The organism is Micromonospora sp. NPDC005553 (genome assembly GCF_042871765.1).
GTDB lineage: Bacteria > Actinomycetota > Actinomycetes > Mycobacteriales > Micromonosporaceae > Micromonospora.
Window position 1 is genome coordinate 443,342 of sequence record NZ_JBIAJD010000006.1, and the last position, 18,376, is coordinate 461,717.

The following is an 18,376-nucleotide window of genomic DNA, read 5'->3' on the forward strand; positions in this document are numbered from 1 at the left end:
GGCCCGCCGGCCCGCCGGCCCGCCGGCCCGCCGGCGGGCGTCGGCGTCGGCTCAGCCGGTCGGGGTGGGCGCGGGTGTGGCGGGGACGCCGCCGCTCAGCGTCGGTGTCGGCGTGGGTGTGGCGGGGACGCCGGCGGTCGGGTTCTCCACCAGGCGTCGTTCCAGGTTGACCTGGGCCTGCCCGGTGCCGCCGACGGTGATGGTGTCGTACGCCTGGAGCAGCTTCTGCTGGTCGAAGTAGAGCACGCTCATCGACAGCGGGGTGGGCTTCTCGCCCTCCAGGCCGCGCAGCCCGGCACCGCCGGTGGAGCCCTCCACCATCAGCGTGGTGGGCTGCTGCCCGGGCGCCTGCGGCAGCTCGGAGACCTGCCGGGAGTGGGTGTGCCCGGCCAGCACCAACGGGCACGTGCCAGCGAGCGGCCCGGCCGACGCCGGGTCGTGCACCAGCGCGATGTTGACCGGTCGCGGTGAGCTGCGGACCGTCGCGGCGAGCTGGTTGCCGGCCGCGATCACCTGGTCGGCCACCTGCTGGGTCAACCCGCTGCCGGCCGGGGAGGTGTTCTTGTCCGGGGTGAAGCGCGGGTCGCCGATGCCGGCGATGGTCAGCCCGGCGACAGTCGTCGTCGTGTTGTTCAGCACGATCGCGTTCGGCTGACGGGCCACCGCGGCGGCGGTCTTGCCGGAGTCGTGGTTGCCACGGATGAAGACGTACGGCTTCTTCAGCAGGCCGATCGAGGCCACGAAGGAGGCTTCCGGTTCGCTGCCCCAGTCGGTGATGTCCCCGGTGTCGATCACCACGTCGATGCCGAACTGCTCCACGACCGTTCGGATCAGCTGCCAGCCGGTCGGGTTGAGGTGCATGTCGGAGACGTGCAGCACCCGGGTGGTGCCCGGGGTCGGCTCCAACAGCGGAAGCGCCGACACAGTCGTGTAGAGCTGGCTGACGTTGCCGACCAGGCGCTGCAACTGCTCCGCGTACTTGGTGTAGTCGTTGGCGATCCGGCGGGCGTCACCGACGATGGCCGGCGCGTTGACCAGCAGCCCCTCGTAGCGCGGTTCCTCGATGGCCTGCGGGCGAAGGGTGGCCGCCGCCGTGCCGAGGCTGCTGGCGGTGACCAGCAGCGCCAACCCTCCCGCCCAGGCGGTCCGCCGGACGTCGCGGAAGATCAGCCCGGCCAGGATCAACGTGACGAGCACCGACGCGCCGAGGGTACGCAGACCGAGGCGCATCACCCCGGAGCGGACGTCCTCCACCGCGCTCTGGCTGGCCCGGCTGATGCTGGCGGGGTCGTCGATCAGCGCCTCGGTGCGCCCCTGGTCGAGGGCCCCCAGCCGGACGGTGAGATGGGTCGGCCCGTCGTGGCTGTCGAGCAGCAGCGCGCCGAGCGGCGGGATGTCGACGGTGGTGCCGCCGTCCCGGGCGGGGGAGATGCTGAGATTGGCCCGGAACGGGCCGATGTCGGTGCTCACCTGGCCACCGGCCAGCACCCCGAGCACCGCCCCGGCCAAGGCCACGGCGAGGACGGCGACGATCAGCCCGAGGCGACGCAGCGGGCCGGCCGCTCCGACCCACCAACCGGTCGGGCGCGGCCGATCGTCGCCGGTCACCGGGTCGTCCCGGTCATCGGCGTCGTCCTGCCGCTCGTCGCGTTGCCCGTCCATGCTTGAGATTCTGACCTGCCCGTCGGAAGATCTTGGCAAACCTGAACGGATGGTGACGCAATCAGCTGCGTCCGCCGTCACCACCCGCGAAGACCACCCGCAGGAGCCGGTCGTCGTCGCCCGCCGGGTCGCCCCGGCCGTCGTGGTTGGAGGTGCTCACCCAGAGCGACCCGTCCGGTGCCGCGGCCACCGCACGCAGCCGACCGTAGCGGTTGGTGAGCAGCTCACTGGGCTTTCCGAGCAGGGTGCCGGTGTCGGTCAGCTCCATCACCCAGAGGCGCTTGCCGCGCAGACAGCCGGTGACCAGCAGCCGGTCCGTGGCGGCCAGACCGGAGCAGGACGCGTCCGACGTCGCCCACTGCACGATCGGGTCGGTGAACCGCTTGTCGCCGGCCTGGCCCTCGACCTCCGGCCAGCCGTAGTTGCCGCCCTTGGTGATCTGGTTGATCTCGTCCCAGGTGTTCTGGCCGAACTCGACGGCGTACATCCGCTTCGCGGCGTCCCAGGCGAAACCCTGGACGTTGCGGTGCCCCAGGGACCAGACCGGGGAGTTGGGGTACGGATTGCCGGCGGCGGGCTTGCCGTCCGGGGTGATTCGCAGGATCTTGCCGCCGAGGCTCTTCACGTCCTGCGAGAGGGGGCGCTGGCCGGCGTCACCGGTGCTGACGTAGAGCTGCTTGTCCGGGCCGAAGCCGAGCCCTCCGCCGTTGTGCACATTGGCTTTGGGGATGCCGGTGAGGATCGGGGTGGGCTGCCCGCCGAGTTGCAGTCGGGCGACCCGGTTGTCCCGTTCGGCGGTGTAGTAGACGAACACCGTCCGGTCCCGGGCGTAGTCGGGGGAGACGGCGATGCCGAGCAGGCCACCCTCGCCCGCCGCCGCCACGTCGGGGATCGTCTGCACCGGGCGGACCCGCAGCCCGTCCGGCCCGGACTCGGGCCCGACCTGGAGGATCCGGCCGTTGTCCCGTTCGGTGACCAGCGCGCCGCCGTCCGGCAGGAAGGCGATCGCCCACGGCACCCGCAGCCCCTTGGCGAGCACAGTCGCCACCGCCTGCTGGCCGGCGCCACCGGGGCCCGCCGACGCGGACGGGGTGGGCAGGTTGGGCGGTTCGCCGGCCGGGTCGGGCTCCGGCTCACCGAAACTGCAACCGGCGGTGAACAGCAGCGCCGCGCAGGACGCCGCGAGGGCCGCCCGGAGGCGGCGGATGCGAGGGTACGGGGGACGGGCGCTCACCCGGCCCAGGGTAGCCCGCCGCGCGACCCGGCCGGGCCCGTCGAGATGCAACGGATGCCGATGGACCCGCCCGATGAGCCCCGGTGGGCCACTCACCGAGCCCGCAGGGCCAGCAGCGCGGTGTCGTCCTCACGGTGCTGGATCGAGGCGAGCAGCAGGTCGCACAGGTCGTCGAGGGGCAGCTTGTCGGTTTCGGACAGCCGGCCCGCCAACTCGGCCAACCCCTCGTCGATCGAGCGGTCCCGCCGTTCGATCAGCCCGTCGGTGTAGAGCAGCAGGGTGTCGCCGGTGGCCAGGCTGGTGCTGTGGCTGCTCCGCGGCGACGGACGGGCCAGGCCGAGCAGCGGCTCCGGTGTGGCCTGGAGGACCTCGACCGCCCCGCCGAAGCGGACCACCAGGGCCGGCGGGTGCCCCGCGTTGGACCAGGTCATCTCGTGCACGCCGGCGCGCTGCGGACAGATCCGCACCAGCGTCGCGGTGGCGGCGATCGGCAGCCGCAGGCCACGGATCGCGCCGTCCAGGTTGCTCATCAGCGCCCCGACCGCGTCCGGCCGGCCGAAGGCGTCGCCCCGCACCAGGTTGCGCAGCTGGCCCATTGTCGCTGCTGCCTCGATGTCGTGCCCGGCCACGTCCCCGATCGCCGCGATCACGTCGCCGTCGGGCTGCACGAAGGTGTCGTACCAGTCACCGCCCACCTCCACCCGGTCGGCCGCCGGCTGGTAGCGGGCCGCCAGCTCCAGCTCCGCCACCACCGGCAGCCGGGGCAGCATGCTGTGTTGCAGGACCTCGGCGACGTGCCGCTGCTCGCCGTACATCGAGCTGTTGCCGACGGCCTGGCCGGCCCGGCGGCCGATGTCGACTGCGGTGAGCAGGTCGCGGTCGTCGAACGGCTGACGCTGGCCGCCGTTGACGAGCGTGATCGCCCCCAGCACCGTGCCGCCGGCGGCCCGCACCGGCACGCTCAGGTAGGAGGCGATGCCCAGGCGCTGCGCGATGAGTGTCATCTCCGGGTTTGTGCTGCCCCTCGTGACGTCGGCCAGCGACGCCACGCTGCCGAGCCGGGGCTGGCCGGTCCGGAGCACCGCCCGGATGACCGACTCGGCGCTCAGCCCGCTGCCCAGCAGCTCGCCGAACCGGTCGATGTCCGCGGTGCGGGCTGGGTCCCGATGCACCGACACCACCTCGCGGGGCAGGCCGGTCGGCCCGATCAGGGTGAGCAGGCACCAGTCGGCGAGCAGTGGCACCATGGCGGCGGCGAGCCGGCGCAGCGCGATGCCTACGTCCAGGGTGCCGGCCAACGTCTCGCTCACCCCGGCCAGCAGCTCCAGCCGCTCGTTTGCCTGCACGGCCCGCCGCTGCGCCTCCTGTGCGCCGTCGAGCGCGATCCGCAGCCGCAGCTCCGAAGAGCAGGCGGCGGCAAGGTCGGCCAGGGTCCGCAGCTGCGCTGCCGTCCAGGCGCGGGGCTTGCTGTCGATGGCACAGAGCGAGCCGAGCACCCGGCCGGAGAGGTCGGTCAGCGGCATTCCCGCGTACGCGACCACGCCGAGGTCGTCGATGGCCAGGTTGTCCCGGACGCGGGGGTAGAGCCGGGCGTCCGGCAGCACCATCGGGGCCTCGATGTCCACCACGTGCTGGCAGAACGAGTGGCTCAACGGAGTCTGCCGCCGCTGCGACCAGGGGTCGGGCAACCCCACAGCGCCCGGGAAGAACTGTCGGTCGGCGGAGACCAGGGAGACCAACGCGACAGGCACGTCCAACAGGTCGCTGACCAGCCGGGCGAACCTGTCGAACGCCTCGTCCGGGGTGGCGTCGAGCCCGGTGTCGGCGAGCGCGCGCAACCGTTCCGGATCGCCGAGCGCCGCGGGTGGGGCGATCGAACGCCGGTTGGTGGCGGGGGAGCCGTCGGTCATCCTGCACCTGTCTGCCGGGCGGAGGCGGACCGGCCCTCCGACCCTTCGTTATACCTCGCACGGGCTCGTGCCGAACGTCGGTGTGCTGAGTCTCGCCCGTCCCGGCCTCGTGCGCCACAGCCCGGCATACCCGTTCGCCGCCGTGCCCGCACCAGCCGCCGCGTCGGGGACTATCGTCGGCGGACGTGAAGGTATGGATTCCGCACCAGGCCGGCCTGAACCTCCTGGGCGAGCTGCCCGCGAACGTGACGGTGGAGGTCTTCGAGCACACCGACCGGATGCCGTCCGAGCCGGCCGACGTCCGCTTCTGGGTGCCGCCGTTCCTGGGTGGCTCGGACGGGACGGCGGTGCTGCGGGAGCTGCCCGACCTGGCGGTGGTGCAGTTGCTCTCCGCCGGGGCGGACGCCTGGGCCGGCCGGACACCGCCTGCGGTGACGCTCTGCGATGCCCGGGGCGTGCACGACCCGTCCACAGCCGAGTGGGTCGTCACCGCGATCCTCACCCAGCTGCGGGCGTTCCCGGCGTTCGTCCGGGCACAGGCCGAGCGGCGCTGGACGTTCGCGGAGAACACCCCGACCGACGAGCTGACCGGCAAGCGGGTGCTCATCGTCGGGGCTGGCTCGATCGGCGCGGCCGTGCGCGACCGGCTCGCCCCGTTCGACGTGAGCTTCACCCTTGTCGCCAGGACGGCCCGCCCGGAGCAGGGGGTGCACGCCGTCGAGGAGCTGCCCCGGCTGCTGCCCGACGCGGACGTGGTGGTGGTGATCGTGCCGCTCACCGACCAGACCCGTGGCCTGATCGACGAGAAGTTCCTGGCCGCGATGCCCGACGGGGCGCTGCTGGTGAACGCCGCCCGGGGCCCGGTGGCGCACACCGAGGCGCTCGTCGCCGAGCTGGGGACCGGCCGGATCTCGGCGGCGTTGGACGTCACCGACCCGGAGCCGCTGCCCGCCGACTCGCCGCTCTGGGTCATGCCGAACGTGCTGCTCACCCCGCACGTTGGCGGGTCGGTGCGCGGGTTGTTGCCACGGGCCTACCGACTGGTGGGCGATCAGATCCGCCGGTTCGCCGCCGGGCAACCGCTGATCAACACGGTGGTCGACGGCTACTGACCGGGGGTCTCCGCCGCAGCGTCCGGCAGCGACTGGCCGGTCGCCGCGACCAGTCGGGGCAGATCCGCTCCTCGGACGGCCGGCAGGGTGACCTGGTGGCCGTCGTCGAGCCGGGCCACCGCGCGCCCGCGCTGGTCGGTGGTCAGCTCGAGGACCTGGTTCCAGTCGATCCGACGCTGCCCGACCAGCGCCCGGATGCGCAGCTCCCGCGCGTCGGCGTCGGTGCCGGCCCGCCAGGCCCACACCGCGACGGCGAGTGGGACGAGCAGCACCGGCAGCAGGTAGTCCCGGGCGTTGGCCAGCGGCAGGGCGCCGACGAAGGCGATGATCGCGGCCACCAGGATGGCTTGGTTGTACCGGAAGCGGACCGTGTCGGGCTTACTCACCCTCCGATGATCCCACTCCGGGTTGTTTCGGCTCGCGGCGGGCGGTGCCGGGAGCGTGCGGTACGCCGTACAGTGACACAGGTCGTTGTCTCCACTGAGTGACCGGCAAGTAACCAATTCGGCCGTCCATCGTTGCCAATCGTGGGTAGCGGACTCGCAACGTCCGATGTCCCGCACCGCCGCACCGCCCCCGTGCCCCCTCACGAAGGCGACCGCCGTGCTCCTCGCGTACCCGTTCCGCGTTCTCGTCCCCCGCCGTGCGGCACCGGAGGCCGCCACGTCCGTGGCGGTGGCGCTGCTCCTTCTCGCCGGTTCCGTCGACCTGGTCCCGCCCTCGGTGGTGATCGCGTTGGCCGCCGGCGCCGGCGCCACGCTCGCGGGCCTTCGACTGTCCCGGCTGGCCGCCCGGCGCGGCATCGACCCGACACCGCGTGCGGCGGGGGTGCTGCTCGACGCGGCGGTGGTGGCGGCGGGTCTCACTGCCGTCGTGTTGCCGCTGGCCGGCATCGGGCACGCCGTCGCCGTGCTGATCGGGTCGCTGGTCGTGGCGGCCCTCTCGACGGCCGGTCTGCACCGGCTCCCCGGCCGATCCCGGGCGGCGGCCCCGGTCCGGTTGCGGTGGCTGGTCGAGTCGACCGGCCCGGCCGTCGGTCTGGCTCTCGCCGGCTGGTTGCTGCTGCCCCCCGACAGCCCACCGGCCCCGGTCCGGCTGGTCGCCGCGTTGACGCTCGGCGGGTTGGGCATGGCCGCGTTGAACGCGTTCGCGGGGCCACGACGGCGCTCGGGTGCCGCGGTCTGCCGGGGCGGCGTGCTGCTCACACTGGGCGGGCTGGTGCTGCTGGCCACGCTGCCGGCCGCGCCGGCCGGTCGGGTGGCGCTGCTGGCCGTACCCCCGTTGGTGTTCGGGATGTTGCTCGTCGCCGTCGGCGCTGCGGATGCGGCTGACGACACGGAGCCGGTGGAGCCGGTCGCCGCGGCCTGGCCCCGGTCGGTGCTTCCCGCGGCGGTGCTGCTGCTGGCATCGGGTCTGCACCTGAGCGCCGGCCGCGCACCGGACCAGACGAGCGTGCTGTTGGCCCTGGCGGCGGTGCCGCCCCTGGTGCTGCGCGAGCTGCTGCGCGCCGGTGACGCGTCCAGGTCCACCCGGCGGGCCGCTCATCGGCGACCGGCCGGCCGTTCGCTGCGGCACCGCCGAGCGGTGCCGGCACGCTGGCCGGGCACGCCGGAGCCGCCGCCCGAGCAGGCCCTCGGCGTCCCGGAGGGCGCGGCCACCGCGACGGGCGTCGGCTCCACCTGGTCGCCTGACCACAGTTCCGCGTGGTTGGGGCTCAACCGGCCAGCCGCGTCGGCGGGCGGCACCCCCGGCGACCGGGCCGCCCTGCTGGACGCCCTGGCCGCGATCGGCGACGTTCCGGCGCCGGCCGGTGCGCTGCTGCTCGTGGACCTGCACGGCACCGAGGGGTTCGGCCCGACGGCCAGGGAGGACGTGCTGGCCGAGGCGGTGCACCGGGCCCGCTCGGTCATCGCCCCGGACGATCTGGTCACCGGCTGCACGGCAACCGGCTTCGCTGTGGTCACGGCCGCCGGCCCGGTGCTGGCGTACGCGCTGGGCACCCGACTGTTGAGCGCGCTCGATCCGCCCTACCGGCTGGCCGGCGCGATGCTGCGCGTGCAGACGAGCATCGGGTTGGCCGAGGTGAGCGGCGCCGGGCCGGCGGACGTGCTCCGGCAGGCCGAGCTGGCCCGGCGACGGGCCGTGCAACTGGGCCGGGACCGGGTGGAGTGGTACGACGCGTTCCTGGAGGAACAGCTGGTGCGCCGGCTCGACCTGGAACGCGAGCTGCCCGGTGCGGTGGCGCGCGGGGAGCTGGACCTCGTCTACCAGCCGGTGGTCGACCTGGCCGACGGGCAGCCGGTGGGCGCGGAGGCGCTGCTGCGGTGGCGCAGCCCGGTGCTCGGCACCGTGCTCCCGGCCGAGTTGCTGCCGGTCGCCGAGGACCTGGACCTGGTCGGCGAGTTGGAGTGGTGGGTGCTGGACCGGGCCTGCCGGCAGTTGTCCAACTGGTCGGTGGGCGTCCGGGAGCTGTGGATGGCCGTCAACGTCACCACCCGGGAGCTGACCACTCCCGACTTCGTCCAGCGGCTCGCGGCCGTGCTGGCCGCGTACGGGGTGCCGCCGGAGCGACTGGTGGTGGAGGTGAGCGAGCCGAGGGTCGCCGGTGACCTGTCGACGGTGGTGGCTCGGCTGGCCGGGCTGCGGTCGCTGGGCGTTCGCACCGCGTTGGACGACTTCCGGGCCGAGCACGCCTCGCTGGCCCAGCTTCGCCGCCTGCCGATCGACCTGCTCAAGGTGGGCCCGGAGTTGGTGGGCGCACGGCCGGACGGGCAACCGCCGTTGATCGACGTGGTGGTCAACGTGGGCGAGCGGTTGGGCGTCGAGATCGTCGCCGAGGAGTTGGAGTCGTCGACGGAGGTCGAGGGCGCACGCCGGGGCGGTTGCCGGTACGGGCAGGGGTTCGCGCTGTCCCGGCCGGCGACCGCCGAGCGGGTCGAGGCGTACTTCGAGGAATTTCCCTCAGCGTCCCGCTGAACCGGTTCATCTCCCTCGCGGCGGTGCGGTGCTGCCGCGCGGCGTGAGGTGGGGTGTCTCGTCCTGCACCCGCCCGGCCGGTTGCCCGGCGACGACGGCGAGCAGTTGCCGGGCGGCGTGCGCGCCGTACGCCGGGATGTCCCGGCCCAGCGCGGTCAGCGGCGGGTGCACCAGCCGACACAGCGGCGAGTCGTCCCAGGCCACGATGGACAGGTCGCCGGGCACGGTAAGGCCCATCTCCTGAGCGACGGAGAGCCCGGCGATGGCCATCACGTCGTTGTCGTAGACGACAGCTGTGGGCCGGCCGGCCGAACTCAGCAACCGGCGGGTGGCCCGGCCGCCCTCCTCGCCGGTGTAGTCGGACCAGACGGTGACCGCGTCGACCAGGCCGAGCCGCTGGCAGACCGCCGCGAAGGCGTCGGTGCGGATCTCGGTGTGCCGCAGCTCGGGCAGACCGGCGACCCTGGCGATCCGGCGATGCCCGAGCGCGACCAGGTACTCCACCGTCTCGGTCAGCGCGGCGGCGTCGTCGGACCAGAGACTGGCCAGCTCACCGGTGCCGCCGGGGCCGCCGATCACCACCGCAGGCAGTTGCAGCTGTTCGAGTGCGGGGATGCGACGGTCGTCGGTGCGCAGGTCGCAGACGAGCACCCCGTCCACCCGTCGTTCGCCCCACCAACGCCGGTAGACCGCGATCTCGGCATCCGGGTCGGCCACCACCTGGAGGGTCAGCGCGTACGAGCGGGCGGAGAGTTCGGCCTCGACGCCACTGATCAGCGCCATGAAGAACGGCTCGACGCCGAGGGTCCGCGCCGGGCGGCACAGGGCCAGGCCGACAGCCCCGGCGGTGGCGGCCGAGAGGGCGCGGGCGGCGCTGCTGCGGCTGAAGCCGATCTCCGTGGCGATGGCGAGGATTCGCTGCCGGGTGGCCTCGGAGACGCCGGGCTGCCCGTTGAGCGCGTACGACACGGCGCCCTTGGACACCCCGGCGCGTTGGGCGACGTCGGCGATGGTCGGCCGCTTCACCGGCGTGCTCCTTCGCTCTCTGGCCGTTGACAGCCCTGATTCCGGACCGTAGCGTGGCTCAGCTTATCCGGTTCAGTTGGCATCTTTCGATGCGGGAAGGTGCAGTGACATCGTGAGTCGACAGGCACTCTACGACGGTTGGACGGTGCGGGCGGCCCCCGGAGCGCAGGTGCCCGAGGAGGTCGCCGGCCGGTCGGTGCCGGCGACAGTGCCGGGCTGCGTGCACACCGATCTGCTCGACGCCGGGCTGATCGGAGACCCGTACCTCGACGACAACGAGTTGGCGCTGGCCTGGATCGGGCGCACCGACTGGGTCTACCAGACCACATTCGTCCACCGGGCGGGCGACGAGGAGCGCGTCGACCTGGTCTGCGCCGGCCTGGACACCGTCGCCACGCTCACCGTCAACGGGGTGGAGGTCGGCCGGACCGCGAACATGCACCGCGGCTACCGGTTCGACGTGCGACCGCTGCTGCGTGACGGCAACAACGACCTGGTCGTCACGTTCGACTCCGCGTACCGCTACGCCGAGGCACAGCAGGAACGGCTCGGCGACCGGCCGAACGCCTACCCGGAGCCCTTCCACTTCATCCGCAAGATGGCCTGCAACTTCGGCTGGGACTGGGGGCCGACACTGGTCACCGCCGGCATCTGGCAGGAGATCAGCCTGCACTCCTGGTCGACCGCTCGACTGGCCACCGTCCGTCCGCTGGTCACCATGGACGGTCGCGACGGCCGGGTCGAGGTGCACGTCGAGGTCGAGCGTGTCGCGGACGTCCCGCTGACCGTCCGCGCCGCAGTGGCCGGCGTCCGCGCCGAGGTGGTCGTCCCGGCCGGGCAGCGCACGGCCGTGCTCACCCTCACCGTCCGCGAGCCCGCGCTGTGGTGGCCCCGGGGGTACGGCGAGCAGGCCCGCCACCCGATCGCTGTGACACTGCACGCACCGGACGGCGACACAGTGGACAACTGGTCGCACCAGATCGGCTTCCGATCGGTACGGCTCGACACCACCCCCGACGCGCACGGCACCCCGTTCGCGTTGTCGGTCAACGACGTCCCGGTCTTCGTCCGCGGGGTCAACTGGATCCCGGACGACGCGTTCCCCACCCGGATCACCCGCGCCCGGTTGGCCGAGCGCTTCGACCAGGCGGTCGCGGCCAACGTCAACCTGTTGCGGGTCTGGGGTGGCGGCCGGTACGAGTCGGCGGACTTCTACGACCTCGCCGACGAGCGTGGCCTGCTCGTCCAGCAGGACTTCCTCTTCGCCTGCGCCGCGTACCCGGAGGAGGAGCCGTTCGGCACCGAGGTCGCCGCCGAGGCCGTCGAGCAGGTGACCCGGCTCGCGCCGTACCCGTCGCTGGTGCTCTGGACCGGCAACAACGAGAACATCTGGGGCTGGCACGACTGGGACTGGCAGCAGGCCCTCGCCGGGCGCACCTGGGGGCGCGGCTACTACCTCGACGTGCTGCCCCGGATCGTCGGCGAGCTGGACCCGACCCGCCCGTACTGGCCGGGCAGCCCCTGGTCTGGCAGCGAGGCGCTCCACCCCAACGACCCGGCGCACGGCACCACCCACATCTGGGACGTGTGGAACACCGACGACTACACCAGATACCGGGAGTACGTCCCGCGCTTCGTCGCCGAATTCGGCTACCAGGCCCCACCGGCGTACGCGACGCTGCGCCGCGCGTTGAGCGACGAACCCCTGGCCCACAACTCAGCGGGCATGGCGCACCACCAGAAGGCGGCCGGCGGTGACGCCAAGCTCCAGCGGGGCCTCGACGCGCACCTGCCCACCCCGGCGGACTTCGACGACTGGCACTACCTGACACAGCTCAACCAGGCCCGGGCGATCCAGCTCGGGGTGGAGCACTTCCGCTCCCACCGGGACGTCTGCGCCGGCACCATTGTCTGGCAGCTCAACGACTGCTGGCCGGTCACCTCCTGGTCGGCCGTCGACGGCGACGGCCGCCGCAAACCCCTGTGGTACGCGCTGCGCCGCGCGTACGCCGACCGGCTGCTCACCGTGCAACCCCGTGACGGCGGCCTGGCCCTGGTAGCGGTCAACGAGACCGCCGAGGCGTGGGCCGTACCGGCCGCGGTCACCCGGTTCACGCTCACCGGGGAGCCGAGGGCGAAGACCTCGGTCGACCTCGACGTCCCGGCGTACTCCTCGGTGGTGCTGCCGTTGCCGGCGGACCTGGCGCGGCCGGAGGATGCCCGGCGCGAGTTGCTGGTCGCGGAGTCCGGTGGCACCGCGGAGCGCGCTCTGTGGTTCTTCGCCGAGGACCGGGAGGTGGACTGGCCGGCGGCGGCCTGGGACGCGACGGTCGAGCCGGTCGACGGTGGGCAGCGGGTCCAGGTCACGGCCCGCACCGTGCTGCGCGACCTGACGCTGTTCGCGGACCGGCTGGACCCGTCCGCCGAGGTCGACGAGGCACTGGTCACCCTGCTGCCCGGCGAGTCGACGACCTTCACCGTCCACGCCGACACCCCGCTGGACGCCGCAGCTCTCGCCGCCCGCCCGGTGCTGCGCTGCGTCAACGACGTGACGTCGAGTTAGCACGCCACGATTGCGCTCGATCCAGGAAGTAGTGGTCTCCGTCGACAGGGGAGGCCACTACTTCCGTGTTCGAGCACGTTCGACTGCAACCCCCGGCTGCCGGCGAGCGCATCCGTCAGGGCAGTATTACCGGTTCGTCGCCGCTGGTGACAGCGCGGCCGACAGCGACGAAGCCGATCGCGCGGTACCCCGGGAGCACAAATGATCACGGAACTCGTCCGAGATGCGGCGGCGACGGCCTTCGTCTTCGGGTTCTTCGCCTCCAGTTGGTTCGGCTGGGCTCAGGAAGCGCCTCCGAGGTCCTGGCGGCCCGTGCTCATCGCCGGTTCGGTTCTCGCACTGCTCACGGCTACCGCCGGGGGCCTCCTCGCCTGGAGGCACTGGTCGGACGGAACAGCGTTCGACGACGACACCAGCCGGACCTTCGGCATCGTCGTCGGGATCGAGTTCGGGGTTGCCGCCGTCGGTGCCGGGGTGCTCGCCCTGCTACGGCGCCGTGAGCTGACCGCCCCCTGGGTGGCCCTTGTCGTGGGCCTGCACCTCTTCCCGGTGGCGGCGCTGATGGACTACCCACTGATCCATGTGGTCGCAGCGCTGGTCACCGTGGTGGCGCTCGCAGCCGTGCCGATGGCCCGGGCCCGCGCCCTGGCGGTGAGTGCGGTGGTCGGGCTCGGCACCGGCGTCGTGCTCGTGGTCGCCGCGGTGTCCTCGCTGATAATCGCCCTGGTCGCGTACTGAGGTTGGCTGCCGTCAGAGCACGGTGACTTCGTGCGGTGCTGGCCGCCGGAACAGGCACGTGCGGTGGACCTGGAGAACATCTCCGCCAGGTCCACCGCTCGTCAGACAGTGCGGCGGGTCAGGCCCGGGCGGCGGCCAGCACCTGGCCGACCAACGTGCCGGACGTGCCGGACCGCTCGTACTCGGGCCGGTTCAGGCTGCCACCCATCAGGGGCGCCGGGTTGCGGTGCACGGCCGGGCTGTCCGAGCTGACCAGCGCCGCGAAGTGGTACTCGTCGGCGCCGGTCGCCTCGACGATCCGGGCGATGTTGCGCGGGGTGATGCCACCGCCCGGCATGACGATGATCCGGCCGGCGGCCCGGCGCACCAGGTCGGCGATGAGCGGAGCACCCTCCAGCACGCTGACCTCCTGACCCGAGGTGAGCACCCGGTGCACGCCCAGCTCGATCAGCTGCTCCAGCGCCGCGTGCGGGTCGCGGGTCATGTCGAACGCCCGGTGGAAGGTGATGCTGGCGTCGCCCGCGGCGGCGATCAGTCGGCGGGTGGTCGGCACGTCGACGTCACCCTCGGCGGTCAACGCGCCGATCACGATGCCGTGCGCTCCGGCCGCCACGGCGGCCCGGACGTCCCGCTCCATGGCCTCGATCTCGAAGGGCGAGTAGATGAAGTCGCCGGCCCGGGGACGGACGATCACGTGTACCCGGATCCGGCTGACCGCGCGCATTGTCGTCTCGATGGTGCCCAGGCTGGGGGTCAGCCCGCCGTCGAAGAGCGCGGAGCACAACTCCACCCGGTCGGCGCCGGCCTCCTCGGCGGCGACCGCTCCCTCGACGCTGTCGATGCAGATCTCGAATGTGTTCATGATTCTTCCTTTTCCGTGCGAGGCGATGCCGCTTCGGTCCGAGACGATGCTGTGGCCCAGTCGATGACGGCCGTGACGGCACCGACGGGTACGCCGCCGCCGAGCACCGGCACCTGGCGCAGCGCGTCGGCTCCACCCACCGGTACGCCCACGGCGTCGAGGGCGGCGAGGGCGATGGCGGTGGTGGCCCGGGGCGAACCGTCGATCGCCTTCACCGCCACCGCGTGACCATCCGGTGCGGCCACCGCGAGCACGCCTTCGGCCCCACCCTTTGCGAGGACGCCGGGCAGCGCCCGCATCAGGTCGGTGTTCGGGTGCCCGTTCCAGCCGCCGACGTACTCCGGGTGTTGGCGCATGGCCTGCGCGACCAGCGCCTCGTCGCTGCCGGCGGGCGCGGTGACCAACGCCTGGAAGGTGCGGGCCAGGCCGGTCAGCGACAGGCCGAACAGCGGTGCACCGCAGCCGTCGACAGCGTGGTGCGCGACCGGCGTGCCGGCCAGCCGGGCGACGGCGGCGGCGGTTTCCCGCTGGAGCGGGTGGTCGGGGTCGAGGTAGTCGTGGGTGCTCCAGGACCTGGCGACGCAGGCGATGAGCATCGCGGCGTGCTTGCCGGAGCAGTTCATCCGGATCCGGTCGCGCTGTCCGCCGGCGTGGATCAGCCGGTCCCGGGTCGGTTCGTCCTCCGGCCAGTCCACCGGGCAGCCGAGCGCGTCCTCGGTCAGGCCGGCCCGGGCCAGCATCGCCCGAACCACCTCGACGTGCCGGTCGTCGCCGGTGTGACTGCCGGCGGCGACGGCCAGCGCCGGGCCGGTCAGCTCGTCGCCAGCAGCGATCCGGCAGGCCAGTGCCTGCACCGGCTTGAGGGTGGAGCGGGGCAGCACCGGCTCGTCGGGTACGCCGGCGGCGAGGGCGACAGCCCCGTCCGGGGCGAGCACCACGACGCTGCCGTAGTGCCGGCTCTCGACGAAGCCGTTACGCACGACCCGGGCCAGTTCGGCGTAGCGGAAGATGCTCACCGGGGGGTGTTCCCTTCGAGGAGTGGCGGGGGCAGTTCGGCGGCCCGCCGGCCACGCCGTCCGCCGAAGCGGCCGTTACGGGCCTGGAGTACGCGGGCGAACTTCGACAGCGAGGCGTTGACCACCAGGTAGATCAGCGCCACCACCAGGAACGTCTGGATCAGCAGGTGGGTGTACGAGGACAACACCTGCCCGCTGTAGAGCAGCTCGGTGTAGCTGACAACGAAGCCGAGCGAGGTGTCCTTGAGCAGCCCGACCAGCTGGCTGACCAGGGACGGGGCAAGTTGGAGCAGCGCCTGCGGCAGCACCACCAGCGCCATCACCTGCCCGCGGCGCAGCCCGACCGCGAGGCCGGCCTCGGTCTGCCCTCGGTCCAGCGCCAGGATGCCGGACCGGAAGATCTCCGCGAACGCCGCCGAGTTGGAGACCACCAGCGGCACCACGAGCTTCCAGAACAGCGGGAAGTTCAGCCCGTACTGCGGCAGCGCGAACAGCGTCACGTAGATCAGCAGCAGGGTGGGGACGGTCCGGGAGATCTCCACGTACGCGCCGGCGAGCCAGCGCAGCGGTCGATGTGTCGACAGCCGGCCGAGCGCCAGCAACAGCCCGAGCGCGGCGCTCAGCACGGCGGTCGCGGCGGCGGCGCGCAGCGTGGCCCACAGGCCGTTGAGCAGGTACCGCCAGATGGGCCAGGTGGTGAACGGCTCCCACCGGGCGGCGGCCAACTCGCCGTGGCTGGCGAACTGGTAGACCGCCGCGACCAGGGCACCGGCCAGGAGGATCGCGCCCAGCACTGTGGCGATCCGGATCCGGCGTTGGGCGCGCGGACCGGGCTCGTCGAAGAGGATCTGTTGCGTCTTGTTCATCGGACGATCGCCAGCCTTCGTTCGAGCAGGCCGGTGACCTGACCGATGATCAGCGCCAGCAGCATGTAGGCGAGGCCCGCGCCGGTGAACACGGCGATCGGTTGAGCCTCGACCAGGTTCACGGTGTTGGCCGCCTGGGTCAGCTCGACCACGCCGACGGCGGCGGCCAGCGAGGTGTTCATCAGCAGCGCGATGCAGATGTTGCCGATCGGCTGGATCACCGCCCGGAGTCCCTGCGGCAGGATCACGTGCCGCAGGGACTGGCCGAAGGTGAGCCCGATGGCTCGGGCCGCCTCAGCCTGGCCCACACCGACCGTGTTGATCCCGGCGCGGATCGCCTCGGCCAGGTACGCCCCCTCGTACACCGCGATGACGATCGCGGCGGAGGTGAACAGCGGGAACGTGATGCCGATCGTCGGCAGCGCGAACACGAAGAGCACCAGTAGCGCCAGCAGCGGCAGGTTCTGGAACACCTCCACGTACGCGGTGCCGATGGCGCGCAGCAGCGGGACGGGGGCGATCCGCAGGGTGGCCACGACGATGCCCAGCAGCATCGCGCCGACGGTGGTCACGACGGTCAGTTCGACCGTCGTGACCAGGCCGTGGCCAAGCTCGCTCAGGTGGTCGGTGAGGGCTTCCATCGGTACGAGAGACTGCTCAGGAGCCGTCGGCGGAACCGAGGGCGGGCGGGGTGGGCGCCCCACCCTCCACCACCGAGCCGAGGGTGCCTTCCCAGACCTTCGCCCATGTGCCGTCGACCTGGATCTTCTTCAGCCAGTTGTTGACGAACTCCTTGAACTGCGCGTCGTCCTTGTTGAGGCCGATGCCGTACGCCTCGGTGGTGAACGGCTCGCCCACCACCTTCATCCCCGGGTTCGCCTTGGCGCCCGAGGCGAGCAGCGTGAAGTCCTGCACGTACGCGTCGCCGCGCTTCTGCAGCAGCGCCTGCAACGCCTGCGGGTCGGTGCCGAAGGCGATCTGCTTCGAGCCGGGCGCGGCGGTGGGCAGCGCGGTGACGGCGGGGGTGTTCGCCCCGACGATCACTGTCTTGCCGGCGAGGTCCTTGACGCCCTTGATCGAGGTGTCGTCCTTGCGGACCCCGACCGCGAGGCCGGAGGTGAGGTACGGCCCGGCGAAGGCGACCTGGGTGGCCCGCTGCGGGGTGATCGTGTACGTCTGGAAGACCGCGTCCACCGACTTGGCCTGGAGCATGGCTTCCCGGGTCTGGGTGCCGATGGTCGTCGTCTTCACCTCGGGCTTGCCGATGATGTACTTCGCCAGCAACTTCGCCATGTCGGCGTCGAAGCCCTCGATGGTGCCGCTGACCGGGTTCTGCTGGGCGAGCAGCGGCGCGTCCAGGGATCCGCCGATGTTCAGGTAGCCGCGCTTGCGGATCGCCTCCATCGTCGAACCGGCCGGGATGTCCGCGTCGGTGGCCACCGGAGCCGCGTCGTACACCGACTGGGCGACCACGCCGTCGCCGCCCAGACCGGGGTTGCCGGGCAGCGTCGGAGCGCTGCCGCCGCTGTCGCCGCCGCAGCCGGTGGCGGCGAGGGCCACCGCCACCGCGGTGGCGGTGAGGGCGAGCGACCGCCGCCCGGTGAAGCTCATCTTGAGGATTGACATGACACCCTCCCGTTGGGGGCTAGTGCTGGAGGATCTTGGATAGGAAGTCGCGGGCCCGCTCGGTGCGCGGAGCTGCGAAGAAGTCGTCGGGTGCGCCGGATTCGACGATCCGGCCGTCGTCCATGAAGACCACCCGGTCGGCGGCGCGACGGGCGAAGCCCATCTCGTGGGTCACCACGATCATGGTCATCCCCTCGGCGGCGAGGGAGACCATCACGTCGAGCACCTCGTTGACCATTTCCGGGTCGAGGGCCGAGGTCGGCTCGTCGAAGAGCAGCACCTTCGGTTGCATCGCCAGGGCTCGGGCGATCGCGGCCCGCTGCTGCTGCCCGCCGGAGAGTTGGGCCGGGTGGTGGTCCGCCTTGTCGGCGATACCGACGCGCTCCAGCAGGGCCATCGCCTGCTGCCGCGCCTCGGGTCGGGCGATCCGGCGGACCCGGGTGGGGCCGAGGGTGATGTTGTCCAGCACCGTCTTGTGGCCGAAGAGGTTGAACGACTGGAAGACCATGCCGACATCGGCGCGCAGCCGGGCCAGCGCGCGGCCCTCGGCGGGCAGCGGCTCACCGTCGATCTCGACGCTGCCCTGCCCGATGGTCTCCAACCGGTTGAGGCAGCGGCACAGTGTCGACTTGCCGGAGCCGGAAGGCCCCACCACGACGACCACCTCGCCGGCGGCCACCGTGAGGTCGATGTCCTTGAGCACGTGCAGCGGACCGAACCACTTGTTCAGGCCGCGTACCGACACCATCGGTCGGTTCGCACCCGTCGTCTCCGGTGCCACCAGA

Annotated in this window: 15 protein-coding genes; 4 read left to right on the forward strand and 11 right to left on the reverse strand. The window is 72.5% G+C overall.

What is annotated here, in order from left to right; all coding sequences use genetic code 11:
* Positions 1-51 precede the first annotated feature (51 nt).
* The 3 genes from ACFYPG_RS25930 to ACFYPG_RS25940 all read right to left on the reverse strand — a co-directional run bounded on the left by ACFYPG_RS25930 (position 52) and on the right by ACFYPG_RS25940 (position 4,806).
* On the reverse strand, positions 52-1,662 hold the full coding sequence (locus ACFYPG_RS25930; protein ID WP_355005338.1) for a metallophosphoesterase: 1,611 nt from the start codon (positions 1,660-1,662) through the stop codon (positions 52-54).
* 61 nt (positions 1,663-1,723) lie between these two features.
* Positions 1,724-2,896: a PQQ-dependent sugar dehydrogenase gene (locus tag ACFYPG_RS25935; protein WP_355005337.1), complete on the reverse strand. Its 1,173-nt coding sequence runs from the start codon at positions 2,894-2,896 to the stop codon at positions 1,724-1,726.
* Between the two features lie 92 nt (positions 2,897-2,988).
* Entirely contained in the window at positions 2,989-4,806 is a 1,818-nt protein-coding gene (locus ACFYPG_RS25940) for a SpoIIE family protein phosphatase (protein WP_355005336.1), read from the reverse strand.
* A 185-nt stretch (positions 4,807-4,991) separates the two neighbouring features.
* Between ACFYPG_RS25940 and ACFYPG_RS25945 the strand changes: the two genes are divergently transcribed.
* The gene (locus tag ACFYPG_RS25945) at positions 4,992-5,918 is read left to right on the forward strand and encodes a 2-hydroxyacid dehydrogenase (protein ID WP_355005335.1); all 927 of its coding nucleotides are present in this window, start codon (positions 4,992-4,994) and stop codon (positions 5,916-5,918) included.
* On the opposite strand, the gene ACFYPG_RS25950 is transcribed toward ACFYPG_RS25945, so the two are convergent.
* Positions 5,912-6,304 carry a PH domain-containing protein gene (locus ACFYPG_RS25950; RefSeq protein WP_355005334.1) on the reverse strand — a complete coding sequence of 131 codons (393 nt, stop codon included), beginning with the start codon at positions 6,302-6,304 and terminating at the stop codon, positions 5,912-5,914. The genes ACFYPG_RS25945 and ACFYPG_RS25950 overlap by 7 nt on opposite strands.
* Positions 6,305-6,521: 217 nt before the next feature.
* Here ACFYPG_RS25950 and ACFYPG_RS25955 point away from each other — a divergent pair, with 217 nt between their 5' ends.
* A complete protein-coding gene (locus ACFYPG_RS25955; protein WP_387354158.1) occupies positions 6,522-8,894 on the forward strand; it encodes an EAL domain-containing protein in 2,373 nt (790 codons plus the stop codon).
* Positions 8,895-8,900: 6 nt separating this feature from the next.
* On the opposite strand, the gene ACFYPG_RS25960 is transcribed toward ACFYPG_RS25955, so the two are convergent.
* Positions 8,901-9,920, reverse strand: coding sequence for a LacI family DNA-binding transcriptional regulator (locus tag ACFYPG_RS25960; protein WP_387354159.1), 1,020 nt, complete (start codon positions 9,918-9,920; stop codon positions 8,901-8,903).
* A 112-nt stretch (positions 9,921-10,032) separates the two neighbouring features.
* Between ACFYPG_RS25960 and ACFYPG_RS25965 the strand changes: the two genes are divergently transcribed.
* Both ACFYPG_RS25965 and ACFYPG_RS25970 read left to right on the forward strand, forming a co-directional pair.
* Positions 10,033-12,483 carry a glycoside hydrolase family 2 protein gene (locus tag ACFYPG_RS25965; protein WP_387354160.1) on the forward strand — a complete coding sequence of 817 codons (2,451 nt, stop codon included), beginning with the start codon at positions 10,033-10,035 and terminating at the stop codon, positions 12,481-12,483.
* 201 nt (positions 12,484-12,684) lie between these two features.
* On the forward strand, positions 12,685-13,221 hold the full coding sequence (locus tag ACFYPG_RS25970; protein WP_387354161.1) for a hypothetical protein: 537 nt from the start codon (positions 12,685-12,687) through the stop codon (positions 13,219-13,221).
* A 118-nt stretch (positions 13,222-13,339) separates the two neighbouring features.
* Here the strand turns inward: ACFYPG_RS25970 and ACFYPG_RS25975 are convergent, their stop codons facing one another.
* The 6 genes from ACFYPG_RS25975 to ACFYPG_RS26000 are packed head-to-tail and all read right to left on the reverse strand — an operon-like array spanning position 13,340 to position 18,339.
* A complete protein-coding gene (locus tag ACFYPG_RS25975) occupies positions 13,340-14,083 on the reverse strand; it encodes a copper homeostasis protein CutC (RefSeq protein WP_387354162.1) in 744 nt (247 codons plus the stop codon).
* The gene (locus ACFYPG_RS25980) at positions 14,080-15,099 is read right to left on the reverse strand and encodes an asparaginase (protein ID WP_387354163.1); all 1,020 of its coding nucleotides are present in this window, start codon (positions 15,097-15,099) and stop codon (positions 14,080-14,082) included. Before ACFYPG_RS25980 ends, ACFYPG_RS25975 begins: the two co-directional genes overlap by 4 nt.
* A complete protein-coding gene (locus tag ACFYPG_RS25985) occupies positions 15,096-15,965 on the reverse strand; it encodes an amino acid ABC transporter permease (RefSeq protein WP_387354164.1) in 870 nt (289 codons plus the stop codon). The genes ACFYPG_RS25980 and ACFYPG_RS25985 overlap by 4 nt, the downstream gene beginning before the upstream one ends.
* On the reverse strand, positions 15,962-16,606 hold the full coding sequence (locus ACFYPG_RS25990) for an amino acid ABC transporter permease (RefSeq protein ID WP_350863012.1): 645 nt from the start codon (positions 16,604-16,606) through the stop codon (positions 15,962-15,964). Before ACFYPG_RS25990 ends, ACFYPG_RS25985 begins: the two co-directional genes overlap by 4 nt.
* 16 nt (positions 16,607-16,622) lie before the next feature.
* Positions 16,623-17,591, reverse strand: a complete 969-nt coding sequence (locus ACFYPG_RS25995) for a glutamate ABC transporter substrate-binding protein (protein WP_387354165.1) — start codon at positions 17,589-17,591, stop codon at positions 16,623-16,625.
* Positions 17,592-17,610: 19 nt separating this feature from the next.
* Entirely contained in the window at positions 17,611-18,339 is a 729-nt protein-coding gene (locus ACFYPG_RS26000) for an amino acid ABC transporter ATP-binding protein (protein WP_355005665.1), read from the reverse strand.
* Between the last annotated feature and the right edge of the window lie 37 nt (positions 18,340-18,376).

Bases quoted from the DNA above. Each gene is read 5' to 3' on its own strand.
- ACFYPG_RS25930 (WP_355005338.1), bottom strand. From the start codon at position 1,662: ATGGACGGGCAACGCGACGAGCGGCAGGACGACGCCGATGACCGGGAC.
- ACFYPG_RS26000 (WP_355005665.1), bottom strand. From the start codon at position 18,339: ATGGTGTCGGTACGCGGCCTGAACAAGTGGTTCGGTCCGCTGCACGTG.
- ACFYPG_RS25975 (WP_387354162.1), bottom strand. From the start codon at position 14,083: ATGAACACATTCGAGATCTGCATCGACAGCGTCGAGGGAGCGGTCGCC.
- ACFYPG_RS25995 (WP_387354165.1), bottom strand. From the start codon at position 17,591: ATGTCAATCCTCAAGATGAGCTTCACCGGGCGGCGGTCGCTCGCCCTC.
- ACFYPG_RS25970 (WP_387354161.1), top strand. From the start codon at position 12,685: ATGATCACGGAACTCGTCCGAGATGCGGCGGCGACGGCCTTCGTCTTC.
- ACFYPG_RS25985 (WP_387354164.1), bottom strand. From the start codon at position 15,965: ATGAACAAGACGCAACAGATCCTCTTCGACGAGCCCGGTCCGCGCGCC.
- ACFYPG_RS25940 (WP_355005336.1), bottom strand. From the start codon at position 4,806: ATGACCGACGGCTCCCCCGCCACCAACCGGCGTTCGATCGCCCCACCC.
- ACFYPG_RS25990 (WP_350863012.1), bottom strand. From the start codon at position 16,606: ATGGAAGCCCTCACCGACCACCTGAGCGAGCTTGGCCACGGCCTGGTC.